We start from the raw sequence: 24,171 nt of genomic DNA, 5'->3' as shown, positions 1-24,171 counted from the left end.
GAACATAATTCGTAGGGTGTTCTTCGGCGCACCTTACAAATTACCTTTAAGCCCGATCGCAGTTACAATCGTCCACGCATCCACCAACAGCAGCAGCAGCGTACATCCCAGCAAAATTAGATACATCCAAGGCTGCGACAAAGGGCGAACATCTCTAGTATCAATACCCGTTTTCGCTTCCACCAAACCGACTAATTTACCAAATCCAGCCACCCGCATCGGTAACAGATAACCTTCACCCGCATGACTCAGAAAATAGTACACTAAACCTCCTTGACCGGTCGATCGAGGTTTAAGAGCTTTCACCTCACTCCAAGGTAGATCCCAGCCCCTGCGAAACACGCGCGGAAACCAGTTGGGATAGGTGACTTGAATCCCTTCCTCGCTGAGGATTACCCTTTCGCTGAGGACGCCGTAGAGGCCCGCTGCGCCGATCGCAATTGCCGCCCAGAGTGCAGCCGGGGGAACCGGTGCTTTCGTTGCTTCCGACAAAAACGGTAACGGAATACTCAGGGCGAAGTACAAGCTCAACAGCGTGATTCTAATCAGGGGAGAAAGCCGGAATACAGCCGGCTCAAATACTGGGGGGGAAGATGGCGAAAGTGCGATCGGTTCTGCTGACATAACTGAAATTCGAGAAGCTGTTTAATGCTATTTTTGCACAGCTTTTTGACCTGTGAACAAAACTCATGTAAATATCAAAAACAGACTCATATCAATCCGGTTGCATCGCTAGCAACCGGATTGAATATAATTTTTGCGATTTTGAGTTTCGATCTAATATTCATTTCAGAAACTTTGATTCTTAAGTGTTGAGTTTTTACCGCTTTGCAGAAGTTGGAATTTTGAGCGCCGAGTTATCAATTTACTGACTATTTATAACTCAAAACTCACAACTCCCATTAATCGACGGCGGTTAGCGCGGGTACAGTCAAAGGTTCTGAGGTTTCTCGGGATTTGGGGCGGCCGGCAATTACTGCGCGATCGCCCTGAGCTTGCCCTCGGGATCTGCTAGGATTGACGTTTGAATAGGGGCCTTCGTTAATCTGCAAGCGATCGCAAGGAATTTTATCCGACAAAATTGCACTGGCCATCATCCCGGTGTGAATTTCCACTGCTGCCGCCCGCATCGCTTCAAACACTAAACGCTGTCCGGGAAACACAACTCGTTCAAAGTACCAATTAGGAATGTTAGAGATCCGAGCAATCTGAATCTGACTCGTGGCGTTGACGTAGCAGCAGAGAATCTTGCTGTCGGCGTTTGAGGGTACTGGGTCAAGAATTTGAGCCATAACTGCTGAGGGAGCCTTGCCTAAAAGTTTTAGTTATCTTCTCAGGCTAACACCTTGCGATCCCGACCTACTGTAAAGCCGACTACCAACTCAATAACACATTAGAGACCGATCGCACAAAATTTTCTCTTAATCCAAAAAAATATCTGATTTTTGACTCCCTGCTGCGATTTTCGGTCAATATATGCTGTATTTACTCAAAAAACACATTTTTTCTGCTGCGGTCGCCGATCTACACCCACCAGCTCCGCCTTAAGCCTCTTAGCAAAATTTAAAAATATTTAATATTAAATTGCGAAAATTAGAGATATTGTAAAGTTATATTAAAAGAATATTAACATAGCTGAAAAACTCCCAATTTAGGATATGGCAATCATGGAAAGCCGAGAAAACCGAGTTTTGTACGTTCGCCTCCCTTGCAATCCGATTTTCCCGATCGGAGTTGTGTACCTTTCCGATCACGTGCACAAGCTGTTTCCCGATGTCCAACAGCGCATTTTCGACTTAGGCGCAGTGCCCCCGCTGGATTACGCAAAAGGTTTGGATGCGATCGTAGACGAGTTTAAGCCGACGCTGCTGGTTTTCTCTTGGCGCGACATTCAAATTTACGCCCCCGTGGGCGGTAGAGGCGGAAATCCGCTGCAAAATGCCTTTGAGTTTTACTACGCCAAAAATCCCCTGACAAAGTTCCGGGGAGCACTCGGAGGATTGCGTTTGGCCGCGTCTTACTATACCGAACTCTGGCGCAATTTGGGACTGATTAAACGCGGATTGAAGCGGGCCCGGAAATACCGCCCGGAAGCGCGTGCAGTAGTCGGTGGCGGTGCTGTGAGCGTGTTTTACGAGCAGTTGGGCCGCAGTTTGCCGGCCGGGACTGTGGTTTCGGTGGGCGAAGGCGAAGCTTTGCTGGAGAAGTTGATTAGAGGCGAAGATTTGGCTCAGGAAAGGTGTTATGTAGTGGGGGAAACTGTACCGCGCGATCGGCTAATTCACGAAAAGCCAGCCAACATTGAGAAAACTGCCTGCAACTATAACTACATCGAGACCATTTGGCCGGAATTTTCCTATTATCTACAGGATATGGACTTCTACGTGGGAGTCCAAACCAAGCGCGGCTGTCCTCACAATTGCTGTTACTGCATATATACGGTGATTGAAGGGAAGCAAGTGCGGATCAATCCGGCGGATGAGGTGGTGGCGGAGATGCGACAATTGTACGATCGAGGTATCCGCAACTTCTGGTTTACCGACGCGCAATTTATCCCGGCGCGCAAATTCATCGACGACGCGATCGAATTATTGCAAAAAATCATCGCCGACGGCATGACAGACATCCACTGGGCGGCTTACATCCGTGCGGACAATCTCACACCCGAATTGTGCGATTTGATGGTAAAAACGGGGATGAATTACTTTGAAATCGGCATCACCAGCGGTTCCCAGGAACTGGTTCGCAAAATGCGGATGGGCTACAACTTGCGAGTAGTTTTGGAAAATTGCCGCGATTTAAAAGCCGCCGGTTACAACGATGTGGTTTCCGTCAATTACTCATTCAACGTCATTGACGAAACCTTTGAAACCATCCGACAAACTATTGCCTATCACCGGGAATTAGAGCGAATTTTCGGAGTCGATAAAGTTGAACCAGCGATTTTCTTTATCGGGTTGCAGCCGCACACAATTTTAGAAGAATACGCCTTCAAAAAAGATATTCTGCAACCCGATTACGATCCGATGAGTTTGATGCCTTGGACAGCGCGCAAATTGCTGTGGAATCCCGAACCTTTGGGTTCGTTTTTCGGACAAATTTGTTTAAAAGCTTGGCAGCAAAATTCCAATGATTTCGGCCGCGAAGTGATGGCAATTTTGGAGGAAAAACTCGGCTGTGCCGATTTGGAAGAAGCTTTGACTGCACCCGTAGAAACCAAAGACAAACAGTTAGCAGCAGTCAACTAATCCTGTTCGTAGTAAGGACTTCAGTCCTTCTTAATCAAAAGGGAAATGAGACAAAAAATGTATCATCTCTTTCCCTTTTTATTCAAAAATCCCAATCTCAGAAAGTCTTGCACGCAATCATCAATCTTATACCAGATTGCCCAAGTAGAAAACAATCTTAAAATTATCTGCGTTCATCTGTGTTAATCTGCCTTAAATCTGCGGTTTACCTATTAATACCCCGGAATAAAAAGGGTTCGATCGTTCGGAATGCGAGTCCTCCGATGGATGCTGACTAAAGTCATCACTACAAACCTATCAAGCAAAACAATAAGTCTATTAAAAATCGCAGTTCGAGCAAATATCGCTTAAGATGTAATTATATAGTTAAAATCAGGAGCTACGAGATGTTTGGTAAAAATACAGTTAAGGGAATTAAAGGATTAGGTCTAGTTATGGCTGGCATTAGCGCGATTCCCTTCGGGATAGCTTCGCTTCACGGCTTTTTGACGGCTTCAGCCGAAGCAACCGCACTAAATCAACCGATTGGCAAAGTTCGGGCGATCGCATTTTCCACTTTGCCGCATTCTCAACCGCTGCAAATTGCTCAAGTTGAGGGATGTCCGAGGGCCGAAATGGTGCAATCATTCGCAACGGCCAACTTTTCCGTATACATTTGCAAAACCCAGGAAGGCGCTATTTTTTACCGCGGCCTCAGCAAAAGAACTGGCAGCCAAATCAATGTAATGCAAGTAACTACAGGTGAGGACGGAACTTATGAAGCGACTAACGGCAATATTATCTATTCGATTAACCCCGAACGCCTGCAAGTGCGCCAGAATGGTAAGGTAATTTTGACCGAAGCTGTCATTAAGTAGCACTAAGTTTTATTCAACGATCGATCTGATTAATTCAGGGTACATTTTATTAGCTGAATTCAAACAAATTGCAGGTTCTTTCAAATTTAGGCATAATTATAAGAATAAAAGTCTGTATTATCAAAAGAGCTATCGGATTATGCCTTACAGTCAATTCACAATTACTAGAGCTAAAAAAGACTTTCAGTTAACTATCGTGGAGGAAACTCGATTTTTTCCAGAGGTAGAATCAATTAATCCCAGTCCGAGATTGAGTAGCGAATTAGAAGATTTGCCTTGGACGATCGCAGTTGGTTCAGAAAAAGCCAGATCGGAAGCCATTGTCTACCCAGTTTTGCAAGAAGTCCGGCGCTTGATGAACCGCCAAATCAGTTTATTTTCGGGACGGGAATTCAATGTTGACCCCAGTTGCGATCTCACCGGATACGTCGATTTTTTAATTAGCCGATCGCCCGAACAGCTTACCGTAGAAGCACCCGCGATCGTAGTTGTGGAAGCAAAAAAAGCCGATCTGAACGAAGGTATCGGTCAATGTATTGCTGAAATGGTAGCGGCACAGCGCTTTAACGAAGCAGCAGAACACCCGATAGCCACTATTTACGGTTGTATCAGCAGCGGCACTCAATGGCGTTTTCTCAAGCTTTCAGGAACCACAGTGACGATCGACCTTACTGATTATCCGCTGCTTCCGGTGGAAACCATTTTAGGATTCTTGGTGTGGATGGTTCAACAAGATTAGCTAGATTTAACTGATTCAGTAAAAAATAGGATTTCGCACGAAACTCAAAGTTTTTAGAACTTGCTTGAAAACCTCGCTGTCAACTGTCAACTGTCAACTGTTTGTTCAAATATCTTTCAATTAGGACGATCGCCACAAGATCATCTACAGGCCGCGGCGGTGTGCGCATCCCCTGGGGAATCAAGCGAGAAAGGCCCGTCGGAGGGTACATTTCCCAGTAACGATCCTTCGCTTCTAAGCTGCTGAACCTCTCGTCAACCCGAACAATTTCGAGCTCCGGCGACAAACTCTGCGTCAGTTTTTGTTTCCAACTTTTAGAAGTTGTTTGGTCTCCCATGACTAATAACTCAATCGGAAACTGTTTGCACAGTGATTGAATCGTCGATATTGCTTCGTCGGACAGCACTACTTGATGGTAGCAGACGTTCTTATCTCTACCCATCACAGCGATGCCGCACTTGTCTTTCCCCGGATCGAAACCTAAAATCATATTTATTAGTCCTGTGTTAATAAGTTTGTAGTTGCGCTTGAGCGCCGGCAAACCCGATCGCCAACCTATATCTAATCTGATACTTGCATTCTTGACTGTCTCAAAATCTTTGCGGGCGATCGCACTTATTTTACTTGACTTTTTTGTAGAATTGACATATTATATCATCATGGGAATCCGTGCGGCCATATAATGCCTAAAATCAGAAACCGGGTTTTTGCCACAATCTTTACTTCCCCGTTTTAATTTATCGAAAAAACCCGGTTTCTTTGACCCCCCGCAGCAATCAGAAACCGGGTTTTTGCCACAATCTTTGCTTTCCCGTTTTGATTTATCGAAAAAACCCGGTTTCTTTGACTCCCCGCGCAAAAACCCGGTTTCTCTCACCCCTGTGCAGGCGGTGCGTGGCTATGAAATTGTCGATTTGATTTGCAAATTGCTGATGGCGACGCACCCTACTATCTTGCATCTGATGCAAAGATGAGTGTCCTACAAAAAAATTAAAGCGCGCTGACGCACGCAAAAGGGGAAAGATGAAATAGTGCAAAGGGAAAAAGGGAAAAAGGATAAAGGGCAAAGAAGAGTGCTCACAGGGAAGAGGAGAAAACCGGAAGCCGTAGCAAAGCAGCAACGCGAAAACCCCAATTCCTGTTCGGGGCGCCCCCAAGAGTAGTGTAGGAGCGGTTGGCAGCACGGCAATCGACCGCATCGTAGTCCCACGAACCTCCACGACGCACATGATTATGAGAACCGCTTGTGTCCCAAGCGCTGCCGAAAGAGGGTGCGCCATTGTAGTTATCATGCCAGCGATCCTGACACAATTCCCAAACATTGCCGTGCATATCGTACAAGCCAAACCCATTTGGGGGAAAACTTCCCACCGGAGTAGTTTCTCGGCGGTCAATTCCTTTCGGCGCCGAAGCGTAAGGATAATAGCCCTGATAATTAACTAAATCTGGAGTAATAGTTTCCCCGAAGTGAAAAGCTGTTGTCGTACCGGCCCGACAAGCATATTCCCATTCGGCCTCACTCGGCAAGTTATAGTTTTTCCCTGTTTTCTCCGACAACTTCTGACAGAAAGATACCACACCCCCCCAACTTACTTGTTCTACAGGCCGTTTCGCACCTTTAAATTTCGATGGGTTAAGTCCCATCACTGCTTGCCACTGTTCTTGAGTGATGGGGTATTTTCCTAAATAAAAAGTTGGTACAGTTACTTGATGCTGCGGACGTTCGTGATGCCGGCTACCTGGCTCTGTTGCTGGCGAACCCATCATAAATGTGCCTCCGGGAATGTAAACCATTTCGAGCACAACTCCATTACCTAAGTCTTCTCTGAGGTAATGAGCAGAAGACTTTCTACGACTGTTTTCTTTTCCATAGGCATCGACTGTGATGACATCAAATTCAAATATAGGGATATAGTCTTGAAACGGAGGTTTAATCTTTAAGTCATCTCTATCTTTCAGCAGTAAATAGGCAGCAAATCTTACCTGCATCGATTCATCGTGCAATGCTTGAATTATCAAATCCAAACCGGCTTCTCCATATTTGAGTGCTTCGGAGAGTGCGGCGATTCTCACTTCGACAATGGGTGAGGCTAAGCGGCTTTTAACACCGGGAATGCCTCCGAGTACCACAGCATCTATGGGAGGAGGATTTTGACCGCCAAGGACGGCATCGTATTCTCTGGGTTGATTTTGATTCTCTGACATTACACCGCACGCTCCTGCATTTTAATTGAGCAAAATTTTGTTCTGTGATGTCAATATCTCAGGGATCGATTCTTAGTTTCTCTCTTTGCCCTTTTAGGGGTGCGGTGCGTCGCTGTGAGATTATTGGTGGTGCTTCCAGATTTTTGGTGGCGACACACTCTACTAATTGGGTGCGTCGATGTGAGATTGTGGGTGGTGCTTCCAGATTTTTGGTGGCGAGGCACCTACGAATGATGTTATATGACGGCACGGATTCCCATGATTTAATGATATGTCAAGGGGACGAAAAAGTCAAGCAAAATTGTAATTCGAACGCCCACAATTTTTGCTCCAATTCGATATATCGATCGCACTTATTGAATTTTAAAATCTCCTTGACCTTGAGTCTGTTGTCCGGTGCGGAAAACAACAACTCCCTTTTCAACGGCAACTAAATCGATTTTAAGCGGCCCGGCGATGTATGTGACCTCTGCGGCGATCGCCCGAACCTCTAGCTGTTTCTCGTACTGCTGCAGTCGATCGATAAAACCAGCCAAAGTTTCAATCCGATTGTCAGCAACTTGGACTCTACCGCCGACAACACCGATCAAGCGAGAGCGAAATTGACAAGCTTCGATCAATTGCTGCAACTGCTGTCGCACCTGTTCGTCAGTCAAAGTCACCGGATCGACAGCAACCCCTGCAATCACATCTCCAGCGCGGAACACAACTCGATTGATTTCTGCTTCTGCAAATACCTTAATTACTTTTTCTTCTCGCAGGTAATTAGCGCCGGCGACAATCCGCACCACGTAGTCTTGACCGTCTTTAATCTGACTGATTAATTGATCGATTTCTGCTTTAGTAATTTGAATAACCTGCTCTCTAACCTTAGTATTTTCCCGCTGCATCAGTCCGACGGTGGTTTTATTTGCTTCTTGCAACAGTCGATCGATCGCGCCACTTGCCATACCGGGTTCGATAATGCGAACGACGCCAGCAGCTAAAATTTGACCGCGCCTGATGGCAACTGTACCCTCGCGGATTGCCTGAAAATCGCGTTCCAAAACTTGCACTTGCTGCTGCAAGACAGTTTGCTGCTGTTCGAGTTGAGCTTGTTGCTGTGCGAGGGTTTCTAAAAGTGCTTCCCTCTCCGCAATTACTTTGTCGCGCTCGACAATTGTTCGATCGCGCGAGGCGAGATTTTCCGCGCGCTGGGCAATTTCTTTGTCCCGCTGGGCAATTAGCTCGTTGCGATCGACAATTGCGGCATCTCGCTTGGTAATTTCTCCCTCTCGCTGGGCAATTTCTGCGTCTCGCTTGGCAATTTCTCGATCGCGCTGAGCAATTTGAGTTTTTACCTGCTCTCGCTGCTCGATTAACTGTTGGCGTTCCGCTTGCAGTTGGGCAATTTCCGAGCTCAAAGTCGTTTTTTGACCTGAAACTGTTTTCAATTGGCTTTCAGTGCGATCGAGCTGAGCTCTGGTAGTCGATCGGGCTGTTTCAACCAGTTTCAATTGTTCTTCCGTGCGGGATTTAGCGGCTTCCACACTAGCAAGCTGTTCTTCTGTCTGGGATTTAGCCGCTTCTACCTGACTTAACTGCTGCTCAGTTTTAGACTTTGCTGCTTGCACGCTGTTGAGCTGAGCCCGCAGCGAGTTTAATTTTGCTTCTGTCTGGGCTTGCTCGGCATTAGCTGCTTGGAGCGATTGATTAATTTGCTCTAAATTGGCTCTAGCTTGCGCTTGAGCGGCTCTGGATCGAGCTAATTCAGTTTCAACTCGATTTTTTTCTTGAGTGGCTTGGTTGATTTCTCTGCGGGCGTTGTTGAGCCTTTTTTGAATCTCGTCTATGCTAAAAACTCCGGTTCGCAGCGGCTTGCTAGTAGCAAACAAAATGCCCAGAGTAATTGCTGACAGGATGCTGCCGGCCATCACTGTCACCACAACAGCAGTATCGCGGGGGCGAAGTTTGAACAAACTCAATCTGGCCTTGCCGACTTTCGTCCCAAGGCGATCGCTGACAGTAGCGATCACACCCCCCAACACTAAAATTACAAATACTAGGATGTATCCAGCAGTCATTCCGATTTTTTATTGTAGATTTTGGATTTTGGATTGAATCTAGAATCCAAAATCCAAAATCCCATACTTTCTCGGCTTCAAGTGAATTGCTGGCTTAAGGCCACCGGGTTGTGAACTGTGATCTTTTTCTTGTGGATCGAGATCATTGTTTCTTGTCTGAGATCCCCGAGCAAACGAGTCACAGTTACCCGCGTCGAGCCGATCGCCTCGGCGATCGCCTGGTGGGACAGCTTCAAATCAATCGTAATCCCCTCTGTACCGGGCACGCCAAAATCCCGGCACAGAATCAGCAAAAAGCTGACGAGTCTCGAACCCATATCTCGGTGTGCCAGCGTTTCGATCATCATCTCGGTTTGCAAAATCCGAGACGACAGTCCCCGGAGCATCACCATCGACAGTTCCGGGTCTTCCTTGAGCGCTTTCTCGACTTGTTCGATCGGCAGCGAGATCAATTCCACCGGCGTAAAGGCTACCGCATGGTAAAACCTATCCGATCGGTGTCCCGTAATCAGAGACAGCACCCCAAATACGCTGTTTTCGCGCAGGAGGGCGACTGTAATTTCTTCCCCTGCTTCGTACACCCTGGAGAGCTTGACAGCACCTCTAATGAGAACGTAGACGCGCTCAGCCGGGTCTCCAGGGAAAAAAATTGTCTTGCCCCGTTCAAAGTTTTCCACAATGGGCGGAAACGCCCCGCCGCTGATTTGGCGGAACACGGCTGCTAGCGGTCTATCATGTGTCACGACTAGATCCTTTCTACTAACCAATATTTTGTAACTTGCCGATTAACCTTATTGAGTAAATATACTGCCCAACCTCCAATCTCTAGGGATTCTGTTACTTCCATCTAATGTTAAGGTAAACACACGCTGTATGATTAAATCTAGCCCTTCTCTTAACTTTTTCAATTCCGCCTCCATGTAGCTCCACAGCAAAATTAATATCAATTGTGTCTCAATTGTGTCTCAATTGTGTCTCAATCAGTTAAATCTGAATCAGTTGTGTCTAAACTGGCGGGGTTGTCGCATACAGCCAACGAGAACGGTGCAAATTTCTTCTTGATAAACTACAGATGATAGATTTGACCGGAAAAAATGCTCTTGTTACGGGCATTGCCAACAATCGCTCGATCGCCTGGGGCATCGCCCAGCAGCTCCACAAAGCTGGGGCCAATCTCGGCATAACTTATTTGAAGGACGAGAAAGGCAAGCACGAGCGCAAAGTCGCCGAACTGGTAGAACCGCTCAATCCCAGTCTGTATTTGCCCTGCAATGTCCAAGACGAGAGCGAAATCGAGTCTACTTTTAAAACCATCGCCGACAAATGGGGCAAGTTAGATGTCCTGGTTCACTGTCTGGCTTTTGCCGGCAAGGACGAACTTTCGGGAGATTTCACCAACACCTCGCGTCAAGGCTTTTCCAATGCTTTGGATATTAGCGCTTACTCGCTGGTGCGGCTTTGTGCTGCTGCTAAACCGCTGATGGCCGAAGGCGGCAGTATTATCACCCTGACTTATTTGGGCGGCGTGCGGGTAGTTCCTAATTATAATGTCATGGGAATTGCTAAGGCTGCTTTGGAAATGAATGTTCGCTATCTGGCGGCGGAACTGGGCCCGTTAAATATTCGGGTAAATGCGATTTCTTCGGGCCCGATTAGGACTCTGGCTTCGTCAGCAGTTGGCGGCATTCTGGACATGATCCACCACGTTGAGGAAGTGGCGCCGCTGCGGCGGACTGTGACTCAGCAGGAAGTGGGAAATGCTGCGGCTTTTCTGTGCAGCAATCTCGCTAGCGGGATTACGGGTCAAGTTTTGTATGTCGATGCCGGTTACGAAATCATGGGAATGTAACAACAGTTGACAGTTGACAGTTGACAGTTGACAGTTGACAGTTGTCAGTTGACGGTTGACAGTTGACAGTTGACAGTTGTCAGTTGTCAGTTGACGGTTGACAGTTGACGGTTGTCAGTTGTCAGTTGAGAGACAATAGACTTTAACTTTAACAAGTAAGTTCTCTGCTCTCATCAGCCCCTTTCGAGACTTTTGAGTTGTGGAGAATTCTCTTAAGTAAAAAGTTGATCTCAAATCCACTCTTCATCGGAATTGTAAAATCTAGAAGGGTACTCAACAGTCAACCATCATTCAGTTTTTTCAGTCAACAGTCAACAGTCAACAGTCAACAGTCAACAGTCAACAGTCAACAGTCAACAGGTTATCAATAACTAATGAATGACCAATTGCGAATTATGGAGATAATCGATCGCCCTCCCGTGCCTCCTCCAAGTTCAGGTAACACGATCGCCAGGGCCGCCCTGGTGAAGCGCACGACACTGGAAACGGATGTCACTGTCAGCCTCAATCTCGACGGTTCGGGAACTTGCAAGGCTTCAACGGGAATTCCGTTTTTAGACCATATGTTGCAGCAGATTGCTTCTCACGGATTGATCGATTTGGACGTGCAGGCGATCGGCGATTTGGCGATTGACGACCACCACACGAACGAGGATGTGGGAATTACCTTAGGCCAAGCGCTGGCAAAAGCTGTCGGAGATCGATCGGGCATTTCTCGCTTCGGACACTTCATCGCCCCGCTGGATGAAGCATTAATTGAAGTAGTGCTAGATTTTTCGGGACGGCCTCACTTAAGTTACAGCTTGGAAATTCCCAACCAGCGGATCGGCACTTACGACACTGAATTAGTGAAAGAGTTTTTTTCAGCCGTGGTGAACCACAGTCAAATGACACTGCACGTTAGACAGTTGCAGGGGGGGAATTCTCATCACATTGTCGAAGCAGCGTTTAAGGCATTTGCGCGGGCTGTGCGGATGGCGGTGGCGATCGATCCCCGGCGCGCGAGTCGGATTCCCAGTTCTAAAGGGGTTTTGTAGTTTAGGGGTTCGTAGTAGCGCTGCGGCGCTACTACGAACCTGTAAATCAAAATATATCTGCTATATAGTTAAAAACGCCTTGACTTCCCTCGCCGTACTTTCCGATAAATTCAGCGATGATTCGATCGCTACACCTTTCTATAGCTTCATCAATAGAACTTTGTGCTAAAACTTGACTAGCCGACTGACGCAAAACTTCAAACAGATTGACAGTGAAATCAGTATCTTCACTGACAAAATCCCACAGTTATCGACCGATTAAAGTGATCATTTCCGAATTGGGCAAAATTTGCTTCAGTAAACCAAGTGTTACAGTTTTATTAGTTCTTTTCCCGTAAGCTATACCAATATAAGCGCGATCGCCTGCATTAATTTTTTCCTGAATTTTGTCAGCCCAATATACTATCTGGTCTTTATCCATATCATTCGGGCCGGTTTTGACCTGTATCCAACAGCGATCGCCATCACGGGTAGTTTTGATGGCATCCCATCCTGACTCTTCCGGTGGACTTTCTGCACTTTCAGAACAAGATATCAATAGTTTTTCAATAAAAAACCCCATTGAAGTAACAATAGACCTAGTAGCAGTCATATAAACATTAAGCCTGACAACTTCTTCGGGAGTGTCCAGATTTAACGCCCTGATTAAAAATGGGTTGGGATGAATTTTTCCTAAAGTCAGATTTTCAACCATAACTAGCTGTCGCCCAGTAAAATCCCGACAAATACTGGCTAAAAAATTTTCAGCGATAGTAAGTTGCAGCGAAAGCTTGCCTGAAGATATAAATGCTAAAATGCGTTCAATCTCATCGGGAGTAAATCTGAGCGCTCTTTTGCCAGAAATGCTGCTGATGCCGTTTCTGAGTGTTTCTGCTTGTAATTGAAAAAATTCTTCTAACTCCGCAAAATGACTGGCGAAAGAGCGAGACTTACTGGCAGGCAGTCCTACTTCTTTTTCTAAAACAAATGCTAATAATTCATGAAGTTGCTCTGACACTTTTATTTCTCCTAAACTATATTTTAAATATTAGTTAACTGAAAAGAGAAAGCTGTTTAATTATTTCTCGCCCTTGGACTCGATCGCCTTTCACGATCTGGTAAAGATATTCACCGATCGCCTTTCCCAATAATACAGGAACCGCATTCCCAATCTGTCGGTATTTAGAAGTTGTTGAGCCATGAAAAACCCACTCATCGGGAAATGTCTGAATTCGCGCGCACTCTCTGACACTCAAAGGACGTAATTCATCAGGGTGGCACATATCAGTAGCCTTTTGATGGGGGCTTGTTGTGACAGTAGGCGATGGTTTCTCCCACGCTAACCGTCGATAAAAACCCACTTTACCACCTTCAGATTTATATGCCCCTCCCATTGCTGCTGCTTTTAATTCGCTGGGTAAATCCCTCCAGTTTTGACCAGCGGTTAACAAACGCAAATACTTGAGGCGACTTTCTGAGTAAGGGACAAATTCGGGCTGAGGGTCAACTAAATCTTTTAATCCTTCTCTAAGTGTCAGCCATTTTGGTTTTTTACCAGTACCTTTTTGACTGTGAGTTGGCAGGGGCAAAGTAACTGGATCGTTACTTTTATAACCAATAAAAATAACTCTTTCTCTACATTGAGGAACGCCATAGTCAGCAGTATTGAGCAAATCATATACAACTTCATAACCAATTCGTTTCATCTCTGCCAAAATCACTTGTAAAGCTGCACCAGCCATCTCATCAGGTTCTAATTGCGGGCAACCTAAACCTCTGCGATCGTGAGGTCGATGTCGAATAGGAGCTGACAGCAACCCCTTAACATTTTCCATGATAAAAAAGCGGGGTTGAATTTCATCAACAATGCGTATGAAGTCCATAAATAAGCTACCGCGCGGATCGCCAACAGACCCGCGTTTTCCGGCTGTACTGAATGGTTGGCACGGGGGGCCACCAGTTACTAAATCTACTTCATTAGAGCGCAGAGGTCTATCTAAACCTAAGATTTTTCCCGCTTCTTGCAATAGGGTTTCGGCGTTAATTTGGCAAATATCTCTCGGTACAGCACATGGTGATAAGTGAGGACGATTTAGAGAGATAGTTTTGGTAGCATCTGGTTCGATTTCTACTAAACTTACTGTTTGAAAGCCTGCTTTTTCGAGTCCTAAATCTAAACCGTAGGCTCCAGCAAAGAGGCTAATAGTTATCGGTTTGTTGTCAATCAAAGGTTTTAGCCTCAAAATTAGGTATTGCTGGGATGAAAATTGTACTATACTAAAATCCCAAAGCAAGATCGTCAAGCATATGCTTACCCTTCTCCCGTCCGACTTCTTGATATATATCCAAAAGTTCTTCATAGGCAGTCTCTCCTCCTATGATATTCCAAAACTCATGTCCCATAATTACAGCTTGCTCAAAAGGCGTGTACTTCCTTGCCACTGACCATTTATAATCAGAACGATTTGGGCCGTAAGGATTGTAAGCCATAGCATAATAAGATTGAGTATCGGGGCGAGACTCACCGCACAGTAAATGAAATCTCAACAGCCGTTGAATTACCTCCAAGCATTGTCCTTTATTCGGTTTCGATCCTTTAATTTCAAAGAAAAACTTCCTGCCGTCACGGGCAAGCACGTACAAATCTGCTTTGACCGATCGCCTAACTAAATGATTGTTTTTTTGAGCATCAAGAACAGCTTGGATCATTTGGTCAAAACTAGGTTTATTTGCATTTTTGTCGGCTGACTGTTCAAATAGCGCTATCTGACGCTCAATTTCATTGATAGCCTCAATACTAACTTCGCCAGTAATTTCATAGCTTCTGTGTGCTTCTCTGTGATGTTCCAACGCAATGAGTTTTGCACATTCTTCATAGGTTGTGCCCAAGCTGCTAATGCCAAATCTTTCAAACTCGTTAATTCGCAGCAACTCTGACGGCATAATAGCAGCCTGAAAGGGTTTCAATTGAGCTTTGGAGGACTCGCATGATAGATATGCTGCTGGAATATCAAGTTTTGGTATTAGCCGTCCTCTGTATTCATTGACAAGATTTTCGATAAAAACTTCTAAGTAGGCTTTGATTATGACGCGGGTAGTTGAGCTAATAGCTGGCATTATTTTACTGCAAATATTCAGTTGACTAGACTTGTGGAAAAAGTGTAATAGGTTTGTAGTGAGGACTTTAGTCCTTGCAGGTTTGTAGTAAGGAATGCAAGTCCTTAGTGATGAGTTGGTAAAGAAAGGACTTCAGTCCTTACTACAAACGAAATCTATCCAAACGTCGTCAAGAATCGGAAAGCATCGAGCACGTGACTCGCACAAACATAAGGCGAAGTATTGTAAAAACCTTGCCACGCCGCCGCCTTATCTTCATCGTACCTGTCCGCTCTTTCCGGGTGTTTTCCCTGCCAATTCAGCCGCACCGCGTGACCGACTAATACATCTAAAACAATGTATTCTTCTACTTTTAATTCAGGATTGCGCTGGGCGATCGCAGCCAACTCCATCAGAGCCTCAATATTCACTTGCCGATATTCCGGCGCCACAATTTTGTTCAGCAAATGCTCGATTTGCAGCGCGAAATTCTTTTCCCCGGGCGTCATTTCCGATAAAATAACATCGCTGTCCAAGCGATTTCGGCGCTCTAATTTATCGCCAATAATCAAGCCTTTGCAGTGCCGCAGCAAACCCCAAACACTCGGATAAAAATCCTTCGGTACGCGATTGACCGCACCTTCCATTTGCCGTTTGCGGCGCCATCCTCCCGCAGGCATTTGTGGTTCTTCCAAAACTGGCGCGACTACCCATTCAATATCTTTTTCCGGCTGTTTGACGCGCAGGGATTCTTGCTCTTTGAGGATTTGATTCATTTCCTCGTATTCTGTCAAAACTTGGCGCAGGCGATTTTTAATTTCAAAGGGACTTAGCTGCATTAAATATTCGTAAGCTTCATTTTGCGTAACTCGCAACTCGCGGGCCAATTCGCTTGTTAACAGCAAAATGAAGTAGCTAACTCTCAGTGTCAGCAGACCTTTAAATAACTGCGGTTCGGCTTTAATTAGCAGGCCTAGGTAGATGAGAATTTCTTGAGTGAGAACTCGATCGCGAACATCTTCTCCGCAGAATTGGCGGATTTTGTCCATCACTTCCGTGTAAGAACCCGGCCGCGAAATCACCGAATCTTCGCTGTAGGCTTTCCCCACAGCAATCTGTTTTTGCCGCACCAAAATGTCTGTCACCGCATCCGACAAGCTGATATCAACCTTGTCCAGCAATCCAGCAGCGTGGCGGATGACTGCCCATTGGATTTTTGATTGCGAACTTTCTCCAGCTTTCGTATAAACTTCGTTGAGCAAATCAACTACTTTAACTGTTGCTTCTGCGCCTCCAAATCCTGTATCAAAGTTGAGTCCTTTGAGGCGAATTAACGTGTGCAGCAACTCAATTTGTTCGTACAAGTTCTCTGAACCGCGCAGGCTGGCGAGCAATAATTTAGTATTAGTTTCGCACTCTAATTTGAATTCTTGCGTGTGACCCAAAGGCCAAGTTTTTTCAGGATTGTAACCCAGATAGCTGCGGGTTTCTAGTGCACCTGTAACTGGAGATTCTGTGAACTCAAAGTCGTGCATGAAATCAATTCTTTCGGTGCCAGCGGTGAGCATTAACTGGTTGAGATTCCCGAGTTTAACTGGCGTGTTTTTGCAGTGTCCGTCCCGGAGTTCTTTCATCAAGTCTAACAACGCTTCCCGCCCGGTTTCCAGCATCGTGTGAGTCAGCATCAGCGTTACCGTAGGGCGTCCCAACTGATACCAGTGGCGGTGAATGTGAGCTATTTCGCTCTTGATTTGAGCTACTAAAAAATGGTAATCTAAAGTTAAGTAAAACTCTTGTCTGTTCAAAAATGAGGGGAGAAATACGATCGCCTCTCCGCGAATTTTAAACACCCGAGAAGTTGTTAAACTCCGCAGACGGCGGACGGGGCGACCGGTTAAGCCTAGTGGGTCGTTGCGTCCAATTTGCGTGTAAATAGCGGATAATTCTTTAGTCTGGCGGACTTGAATTGGTTCTACCTGTTTTGGGGTTTGGGCTGCAATGCCGTTAGCGGCTAATTCTGCTTGCAAATCTTCGTCTTCAGCTAACAGTGCAATTTGCACGCTTGGTTCTCTGTGCGGCCCGACTGACAAATGCCTTCCCAGCGGGTCGATATCGCCAACTGCTATTAATCCTTCATTTAGCAATTGACCGAGAAAATACAAACTTTGCGCCCAAACTAGGGGAACATTTTCGTTGGGCAAGCGCTGCTGGCTGCGGGGATTTAATTTTTCGGCTTCTATATTTTCGGCGGGGACGTAGTACAATTCTGGTAGGAGCGACAAACCCGAGCGATCGACTGCCAGAGATGCCAAACGCTGCTGGTACTCTTCTACTTGCGCTTGATTTCCCTCAAATATGCCGTCCAAGAGCAAATAAGTGAAAAATAGCGGCCACTCGCATTCTATATGCTCGAACTGCTTTAATTCTGTCGGCTCGTAGTGCAGGCGATCGGCATCTTCCAAAACTGTTTGATGCCCGTCCCGCAGAAACCGCTTGCAGCCGTAATTTCCCTGCAATTTGTCAATAATTTTATTTCGAGTCCGTGCTACTAATTCTTTATCTTCCACAGCAAAAGCGGGAAAACTAATCACGCTCAATAAAGCAGCATCTACTTCTTTTGAGCTAGATTCGCGAGGCAAAAGCGATTCTAAAGTTACGCGACTTCTGGCAATTTCATCCGGCAAAACGTGAATGACAGAGGCTTGAGAACCGTTAACTCCGAACAAATCCAACCCATTTATGGCTTCCAGCGCTGCTTTTGCCATGCCAACGGAACTGGCATTCAATTCGGCATTACCGCGATTGATTTTATGACCTCTTTCCCAAATTCCGTAATCGGGCGTGCGGTAAGCTCTACCGATGTAGTAAACTAAATTTTGTACGAAATTGACTTCATCGATTGTAAAAATTATATGCAATCCCGAAGCCGTCATTTGAGCAAGAATCAACAAAAATATAGATGTAGCATCTAACTGTAAATGTCCCCACTCGTCATCGCCGACAACAATACTGCCAGTTTGAGTATTGTATTTGGCGTGCAGGGCATCTAGCGGTAACTGAGTATTTTTAAAACGTTCGACTTTGTTTGCTTGCTGCATCATCGCAAACATCAAGCCGCGCATTAGTTTGACTGTGCTGTGTTCGAGTTCAAATGTTCTACCGCGATCGCCGTCTATTTTGCGGTAAGCTAAACCCAAACCCCAAACTGCCAGAATGCTGTACACGTTATCGCGCACCCAGGCATCGGTGTAGTCGCCGTGAGCGTTAACAGCCGTACTCGCCGGCAGCAAACCGGTAATTGGGTTTTGGCGCTTGAGGATGACGTTTTTGATTTGCTGGTAGTAATAATCTAACCGAGTTTGCCGCTGGGTTGTTGCGATCGCCATTTCGTTTTCCTTAGTTTTCCTGATGCGAGATCAATTGCGGTGAATAGACTTTTAAATATATCAGAGATTCTATCATTTCTCAAGTTCTGCAAACAAAACAAGGTAATTGCCATGTCTAGCCACAACAACAATAACAACAGCGTTCCTTTCGTAAAAATTGTCTACTCTACAGTGAAAATTAATGGTAAAATTGAGCTAGTACCGATGGAATGGTACGCTGACGGCTCTGTCAAGAAAATCGAACGCTAATGAGCGATCGCGATTTGTACCAAAAATCCGGTTTCTGGGCCATAGAATGATGACTTAACAGACTTTTGGTGGCAGAAACCGGGTTTTTTGCGTCCGAGACTTGTCTGAGGGCGATCGCCAATCTAAACTAATTTAACTAACTAAGTATACAGGAATCTCAAAGAAAGAAATATGGATCGATCGCGCCCGCAATTTTCAGTGCTGGGACTACCAGTTCACATATTAGACGATTATGCAGGTTGGCTGATAGAGCGCCTGCATCAAGGCTTAGGAAGTCACGTTGTGACGCTGAATGCTGAAATGGCGATGCAAGCCGAGCAAAATCAGGCTTTAGCCGATGTAATTCGCTCTGCGGAGCTCGTGATACCCGACGGTTCGGGAGTAGTGCTGTACTTGCGAATGCGCGGCAAACCGGCGCAGCGCTATCCGGGGATTGAATTAGCAGAATCGCTGCTGCAACAAGCTGGAAAATTGCCGAATTCCGAAGCGATATTTTTCTTTGGGGGTGCGCCCGGAGTGACGGCGAAGGCGGCGGAAAGTTGGCAGCAAAAAGTTAACGGGTTGTCGATTTCTTCTCAGCACGGCTATCTTTCCGCAGATGAAGAAAAAGACTTCCGCGACAGCCTCAAAAAAATGCAGCCAAAACTAATTTTTGTCGGCTTGGGAGTGCCTCGCCAAGAGTTTTGGATTGCCGAGAACCGACACCTTTGCCCTCAGTCTATTTGGGTGGGAGTTGGCGGCAGTTTCGATATTTGGGCGGGAACAAAAGACCGCGCGCCTGCTTGGTTTTGCGACAATCATTTAGAATGGTTGTACCGGCTTTATCAAGAACCTTGGCGCTGGCGCAGGATGTTGGCTTTGCCGCAGTTTGCATTGAGGGCTTTGGGGGATTTGCGAGGTTGAAAAAATAACACGAGATTGGCTCAATCTTTGATTAATACGAAAACCGCAGATTCAAGGCAGATGCAACACAGATAGACGCAGATGCTTTTCCTGATTGGAAAGTGACTTGGGCCAGAGGTTTATTCAGTCAATTAGCCACAATATTCGGGTTGGGGCGGGGCGGGTTTACGGGTTCTATGGCTGATATTATAGATGGTTGGTGAACCCGCCCCTACAATAATTGTGGTTAATTTATTGGCTAGACAATGTAGGGAGAATCGATCGCCTTTGCCCGATTAATTGCCACCAACGTCTGGTAAATCAAAGCCGAAATCTCGGCGCGGGTAATGTCCCGCTGCGGCGAAAGCCGATCGCGCGCCGGGTAATTTACTACAATCTTCAAAGCTGTTGCTGTGGCTGCGGCACTCAAAGCAAAATTAGGAATTTGAGCGCGATCGCTGTAAACTTTTAAAACATCGGGATTTCCGCCCTTAAGTTCCAAACCGTTAACCAAAGATACGATCGCCTCAGTCTTAGTCAAATTCTGATTCGGGCCGAACTTCAACCCCGGAAACCCCGACAAAAAGCCCGCCCGATTTGCGCGTTCGATCGCGCTTCTCGCCCAAAAACTAGCAGAAACATCAATAAAATTTGTCGCCGGCGCCTTCGGAATCGGACTAAACGCACTCACCAACAGCGCCGCATATTGAGCGCGATTTAAACTGCTGTCAGGCGCGAAAGAACCGTCAGGAAAACCGCTAATTATATTCGCCGCAGCCAAAGCTTCTATAAACTTTTCGGCCCAATGTCCAGAAATATCGCTAAACCTCGCACCGCCGATATTCGGATTGCCGCCAGCCTTTCTCACCGCAGCTTGCACGGCTTTAAAAGCATTCACTTTTCCGTAACCGAACCAATCGCTGCGGCGGCTGGTAGCATCGTAATTTCCCAGGCGATTTCCCAACTGCGGATCGGGATCGGGATCGACAATTTTGTCGGCAGTTTGTTCGAGAATTCCCCGCACTTCCCGCGCTGTCAAACGGGGGTTGGCCGAAAGCACCAAAGCTGCCACTCCAGCGACTACTGGAGTGGCGCTGGAAGTGCCGCCAAAAGTATTGGTGTAGTCCCCCGAGTCGTAGCCGACAACCCCGACTCGATCGGCAGTAAACACCCCCAAACCGGGCAAATACTGCGACACCTCCGGCGCAGTCGCAATAAATCCAGTTTCTGGCAACCAAGTTCCCGGCGGCGCGTTGTTGCTGGGGGCGCAAACTGAGATGCTGGTGCCCCAATTGCTGTAGGCTGCTTTTTTGTTCAGGGAAGTGGAAGCTGCCACGGCAATTACATCCGGGTGCACCGCAAATCCAGCCAGCCAATTAGTTCGATCGCCAAACATATTATTTGGCCAGCCTTTTTCGTCAACCGCGCCGTTAACTGGGCGGTTGGCGTTGCCCGCAGCAAACAGAATCACGCAGCCTCTGCCGCCCCGCCCTTGGGTTGCTGCTTTGGTGATGACGGCACTTTGTCGCAGGGAAAGCGGATAGTAAACTGCCCCTGGGCCCCAACTGCAAGAAATGACGGCGGCCCCTTTTTCCACTGCCCAATTGAATATTTTTTCGATCGACTCGTCATCGAGAAAACCGCTAGTACGGATGGGCATCAGGGCGCATCCGGGGGCGACGCCGACAGTCCCTTTGCCGTTTTCTTCCGCAGCGGCGACGCCGGCGCAACTTGTACCGTGGTTGTCGGATTCGGCAACTGGCATCGGCGAAGTGTCGCCGTCTTTGAAATCGATGGGCGAGACGATTTTGCCTTGGCCTTGAAAATCGGGGTGTGTCAGATCGACTGAATCGTCGGCGATCGCAATTACGATCGATCGCACGCCGCGAGTCATATCCCAAGCTGGTTCTGCATAAATTTGAGCGCCGCTGACAAGTTCGCTGCCGCCTTGGTTATTGAGATACCACTGTTTGGGATAAAGCGGATCGCGGGGTGTATAATGCTGCTGAGTCTCGATTAAAATATTGGGTTCTGCAATCAGAACTTCTGGATATCTTGTCAGGCGGTTGGCAATTTTGATCGGGTTTTCTGTTGCTTGTTTGGTCACGGAGCAGACGAAGGTGTTGGGAATGCCTTCGACTGGCCGGACTATTGTTAAATTTGCTGCATTGGCGATCGACTTTCGCGATTCTTCGTCTACTTGTTCGCCAAATTGAATAGTAATTTGGTCGGTTAAATAAAAGAATGTACTCGGATTGTTTGCGGGACAATAAACATGGCTAGCAAAAGCTACAGCATCGCTGGCGCGGGCTGCTTGCATTGCTGCATCTAGGCTTTCGGGCGCAACCAGATATTCTTCGAGATTGCTTTGGTCGACGCGGCGGTTGAGTTTTGCCTGATTTGTTGCAGCCCAATTGTTTGAGGCTGATGCTGTCGCCCAGGGACGGACTGTAAAGCGGTTAGGAACTTTTGACAGCAGCAATTCATCGCCGCCGCGCTGCAAAATCACTGCCAGACTTTCCTCGGGAACTCCGATACCTTGATAATTTTGGAGGGTGGTCGATGTGGGTTTGCTTGGTTGTACCATCAGAAATGTTCCTGTTTGATTTGGGAGAGAAAACCGGGCGGTTGAAACCGCGGCGACACAGACAAAACCCTTCTGGTGCGGGTTGAAGAGACTAGGCGGTTTCAACTACCGTCTTATCTTATCTCCATCAGTCGGCGTCCGGCGGACATAGTTTGTGTAGATGCGGTTTCAACCGCCATCTTATCTTCAACCTGCGTCGGCAGGTTTTGTCTTTGTAGACGCGGTTTCAACCGCCGTATTCGTTCTTATTACGATCTCTTCTCTCAAATAAACACGCTAGGATTAACATTAAAGAATTCTCCCAGCGCCTTAGCTTGCGCCTTGCTAATCGCCCGTTTCCCATTAACCACCTCAGAGACAACTCCTTTGGAACCAATCACGCCCACTAAATCGGCTTGTTTGAGTTCGCGAACTTCCATGAGATGCAATAGAACATCTTGGGGAGTCGCTTCTGGAATTGGGTAATATTTTGATTCGTATTCTTCGATCAACAGCCCCCAGAGACTCAGTAAAGTTTCTTCTTCTACTGTTAATTCTTCCTTAGACATCAGAAAATCGACTTCTGCGAGGGCAAGATCGTTATCTTCTTCGTTCAGGATGGGCTTAGGCTGAGATTTCGCCAGCAGTTGACCGTAGGCTGTTTTCTCAATTGTGATGCTCATGGTTCATTTCTTTGTTGAATTGGACATAGTTCTGAAGTATAAGGTGGGTGTTTGTTTCTCTGTCTCATGCTTTTAAACCTTGGGGTGAATGTTTGGTCTTTGTTGATTTTATCAGGGAATCTCCACGGATTCCCCGCTCTATTTAGCTGGATTTTAACTTATTTTAAGTTTGACTTCATCTTCATTTTCCCAGTTAATTTTGCTAGATTCCGCATGAGTTAAAAATTTCTTAAAATATATAATTTTGCTTTTATATTTAACTTGTACAATTAATCTATACCTATTGTGTTTAATATTAAATATGGTATATCCATAGACTTGATCGACAGATTTGGAATATTCCTGTCGCATATCTTCTAGTGATTCCCAATCGTTGTCTTTGATGAGCTTGTACCAGGATTCGATCGCACTCTGGGCATCTGCGTAGGGTTCGATCGCACTCAGAAGATTTTTTCGAGAAATTAGTCTCATTCGGCTACCGTTTTTTAAACGACACCTCTATGTTCTCACGACGAGAACAAACTGTCAAGTCTCTACTCTAATTTTTCCAAAAGAGCCTGTGGCCCGATCGCATCCTTTGACATTTGCACAAAATTGGTTTACACTTAGCCGGTTGCGATCGCCAATGGTAAGATCGGCTCAAGCTAAATATCTTTTTAAAGCGCCGAGGCGCAAAGTAATTTCATGGTACACTCTGGAACTGTTTGCTGGCTTCGCTTCACTGCCCGGATGACGATCGGGGCGATCGCAGTTTTGACCCTGTTGCAACCGCTCCAAGCCCAAGCACAACAACCTTCTCGGCCAGATAACCAACCGCAAGTCGAACCCGCCGACGACCCCACAGACCCCAACAACCTCCGCCCAGTGACGCAAGACAGCAGCTTGCTGAGCATTGCCGGAGGCCAGCGTTTGATGACAGAAGCCAGCGGTGCTATTTCCAATCAAAATTACACGCTGGCGGCTCAAAAGCTCCAAGAATCCCGCCAAATTTTCAATCAACTGTCCAACTTCTACCAGCAACTGGGCAGCAGTTTTGCCGGAATTGACATCCGCTTGGCCGACAGCAACCGCACCAAAGCTGTGGAAACAGCCCAAATGCGCGACGAAGCTACCTACCGGCTGGCGTTGGTACACCGCGCACAAAATAAGCCGGAACTGGCTGTTCCCCTACTGATTCAGATTATTCGATCGCAGCAGCCAACTCGCGACTTGGGTAAAAAAGCTTACCAGCAGTTACTGGAATTGGGTTTTGTGGATGCGCCCTATCCCCGGCCTGCTGCAACTCAACCGCGATCGTCTAACAAATAGTTCCACTAAAATACTCAATACAGC

At 46.5% G+C, this 24,171-nt stretch carries 21 protein-coding genes; 8 read left to right on the top strand and 13 right to left on the bottom strand.

Annotated features, from left to right (window positions below; translation table 11 throughout):
* Positions 1-33 precede the first annotated feature (33 nt).
* Both QUB63_RS08965 and QUB63_RS08960 read right to left on the bottom strand, forming a co-directional pair.
* Positions 34-624: a hypothetical protein gene (locus QUB63_RS08965; protein ID WP_332944561.1), complete on the bottom strand. Its 591-nt coding sequence runs from the start codon at positions 622-624 to the stop codon at positions 34-36.
* Positions 625-902: 278 nt separating this feature from the next.
* Entirely contained in the window at positions 903-1,292 is a 390-nt protein-coding gene (locus QUB63_RS08960) for a DUF1830 domain-containing protein (RefSeq protein ID WP_332944560.1), read from the bottom strand.
* 375 nt (positions 1,293-1,667) lie between these two features.
* Here QUB63_RS08960 and QUB63_RS08955 point away from each other — a divergent pair, with 375 nt between their 5' ends.
* The 3 genes from QUB63_RS08955 to QUB63_RS08945 all read left to right on the top strand — a co-directional run bounded on the left by QUB63_RS08955 (position 1,668) and on the right by QUB63_RS08945 (position 4,844).
* Positions 1,668-3,248: a photosystem II high light acclimation radical SAM protein gene (locus QUB63_RS08955; RefSeq protein ID WP_332944559.1), complete on the top strand. Its 1,581-nt coding sequence runs from the start codon at positions 1,668-1,670 to the stop codon at positions 3,246-3,248.
* Between the two features lie 386 nt (positions 3,249-3,634).
* On the top strand, positions 3,635-4,105 hold the full coding sequence (locus QUB63_RS08950) for a hypothetical protein (RefSeq protein ID WP_332944557.1): 471 nt from the start codon (positions 3,635-3,637) through the stop codon (positions 4,103-4,105).
* Between the two features lie 139 nt (positions 4,106-4,244).
* Positions 4,245-4,844, top strand: coding sequence for a hypothetical protein (locus QUB63_RS08945; RefSeq protein WP_332944556.1), 600 nt, complete (start codon positions 4,245-4,247; stop codon positions 4,842-4,844).
* 79 nt (positions 4,845-4,923) lie between these two features.
* On the opposite strand, the gene QUB63_RS08940 is transcribed toward QUB63_RS08945, so the two are convergent.
* The 4 genes from QUB63_RS08940 to ntcA form a co-directional block, all read right to left on the bottom strand.
* Positions 4,924-5,334 (bottom strand): pre-16S rRNA-processing nuclease YqgF, encoded by a 411-nt coding sequence (locus QUB63_RS08940; protein WP_332944554.1) that lies wholly within the window; start codon positions 5,332-5,334, stop codon positions 4,924-4,926.
* 587 nt (positions 5,335-5,921) lie between these two features.
* On the bottom strand, positions 5,922-7,049 hold the full coding sequence (locus QUB63_RS08935; protein WP_332944552.1) for an SUMF1/EgtB/PvdO family nonheme iron enzyme: 1,128 nt from the start codon (positions 7,047-7,049) through the stop codon (positions 5,922-5,924).
* A gap of 353 nt (positions 7,050-7,402) precedes the next feature.
* Positions 7,403-9,112 (bottom strand): DUF3084 domain-containing protein, encoded by a 1,710-nt coding sequence (locus tag QUB63_RS08930; RefSeq protein ID WP_332944551.1) that lies wholly within the window; start codon positions 9,110-9,112, stop codon positions 7,403-7,405.
* Between the two features lie 77 nt (positions 9,113-9,189).
* Positions 9,190-9,855 carry a global nitrogen regulator NtcA gene (gene ntcA / locus QUB63_RS08925; RefSeq protein ID WP_332944550.1) on the bottom strand — a complete coding sequence of 222 codons (666 nt, stop codon included), beginning with the start codon at positions 9,853-9,855 and terminating at the stop codon, positions 9,190-9,192.
* 329 nt (positions 9,856-10,184) lie between these two features.
* On the opposite strand from ntcA, the gene fabI reads away from it, so the two are divergent.
* Together fabI and hisB are read left to right on the top strand one after the other, a co-directional pair.
* The gene (gene fabI, locus QUB63_RS08920; protein WP_332944549.1) at positions 10,185-10,961 is read left to right on the top strand and encodes an enoyl-ACP reductase FabI; all 777 of its coding nucleotides are present in this window, start codon (positions 10,185-10,187) and stop codon (positions 10,959-10,961) included.
* A gap of 395 nt (positions 10,962-11,356) precedes the next feature.
* Positions 11,357-11,998 (top strand): imidazoleglycerol-phosphate dehydratase HisB, encoded by a 642-nt coding sequence (gene hisB / locus QUB63_RS08915; protein WP_442921771.1) that lies wholly within the window; start codon positions 11,357-11,359, stop codon positions 11,996-11,998.
* Positions 11,999-12,245: 247 nt separating this feature from the next.
* Here the strand turns inward: hisB and QUB63_RS08910 are convergent, their stop codons facing one another.
* The 4 genes from QUB63_RS08910 to QUB63_RS08895 form a co-directional block, all read right to left on the bottom strand.
* Positions 12,246-12,995, bottom strand: a complete 750-nt coding sequence (locus QUB63_RS08910) for a PmeII family type II restriction endonuclease (protein WP_332944546.1) — start codon at positions 12,993-12,995, stop codon at positions 12,246-12,248.
* Positions 12,996-13,029: 34 nt separating this feature from the next.
* Complete coding sequence (locus QUB63_RS08905) at positions 13,030-14,220, bottom strand: DNA cytosine methyltransferase (protein WP_332944545.1); 1,191 nt, start codon at positions 14,218-14,220, stop codon at positions 13,030-13,032.
* Positions 14,221-14,254: 34 nt separating this feature from the next.
* A complete protein-coding gene (locus tag QUB63_RS08900; protein WP_332944543.1) occupies positions 14,255-15,094 on the bottom strand; it encodes a TdeIII family type II restriction endonuclease in 840 nt (279 codons plus the stop codon).
* 155 nt (positions 15,095-15,249) lie between these two features.
* Complete coding sequence (locus QUB63_RS08895; RefSeq protein ID WP_332944541.1) at positions 15,250-18,459, bottom strand: glycoside hydrolase family 15 protein; 3,210 nt, start codon at positions 18,457-18,459, stop codon at positions 15,250-15,252.
* 111 nt (positions 18,460-18,570) lie between these two features.
* Between QUB63_RS08895 and QUB63_RS08890 the strand changes: the two genes are divergently transcribed.
* Together QUB63_RS08890 and QUB63_RS08885 are read left to right on the top strand one after the other, a co-directional pair.
* Positions 18,571-18,708 (top strand): hypothetical protein, encoded by a 138-nt coding sequence (locus QUB63_RS08890; protein WP_332944540.1) that lies wholly within the window; start codon positions 18,571-18,573, stop codon positions 18,706-18,708.
* A 171-nt stretch (positions 18,709-18,879) separates the two neighbouring features.
* Positions 18,880-19,611, top strand: a complete 732-nt coding sequence (locus QUB63_RS08885; RefSeq protein WP_332944539.1) for a WecB/TagA/CpsF family glycosyltransferase — start codon at positions 18,880-18,882, stop codon at positions 19,609-19,611.
* 238 nt (positions 19,612-19,849) lie between these two features.
* On the opposite strand, the gene QUB63_RS08880 is transcribed toward QUB63_RS08885, so the two are convergent.
* The 3 genes from QUB63_RS08880 to QUB63_RS08870 all read right to left on the bottom strand — a co-directional run bounded on the left by QUB63_RS08880 (position 19,850) and on the right by QUB63_RS08870 (position 23,310).
* On the bottom strand, positions 19,850-22,177 hold the full coding sequence (locus QUB63_RS08880; protein WP_332944538.1) for a S8 family serine peptidase: 2,328 nt from the start codon (positions 22,175-22,177) through the stop codon (positions 19,850-19,852).
* A gap of 263 nt (positions 22,178-22,440) precedes the next feature.
* Entirely contained in the window at positions 22,441-22,839 is a 399-nt protein-coding gene (locus QUB63_RS08875; protein ID WP_332944537.1) for a helix-turn-helix domain-containing protein, read from the bottom strand.
* A 153-nt stretch (positions 22,840-22,992) separates the two neighbouring features.
* Entirely contained in the window at positions 22,993-23,310 is a 318-nt protein-coding gene (locus QUB63_RS08870) for a type II toxin-antitoxin system HigB family toxin (protein WP_332944536.1), read from the bottom strand.
* Between the two features lie 213 nt (positions 23,311-23,523).
* On the opposite strand from QUB63_RS08870, the gene QUB63_RS08865 reads away from it, so the two are divergent.
* A complete protein-coding gene (locus QUB63_RS08865) occupies positions 23,524-24,147 on the top strand; it encodes a hypothetical protein (protein ID WP_332944534.1) in 624 nt (207 codons plus the stop codon).
* The last annotated feature ends 24 nt before the right edge of the window (positions 24,148-24,171 follow it).

Origin of the sequence: Microcoleus sp. ARI1-B5 (assembly GCF_036705795.1) — a bacterium.
Taxonomy (GTDB): domain Bacteria; phylum Cyanobacteriota; class Cyanobacteriia; order Cyanobacteriales; family Microcoleaceae; genus Microcoleus.
Note: the sequence above shows the minus strand (reverse complement) of the source record. Positions and strands in the feature narration are given on the sequence as shown.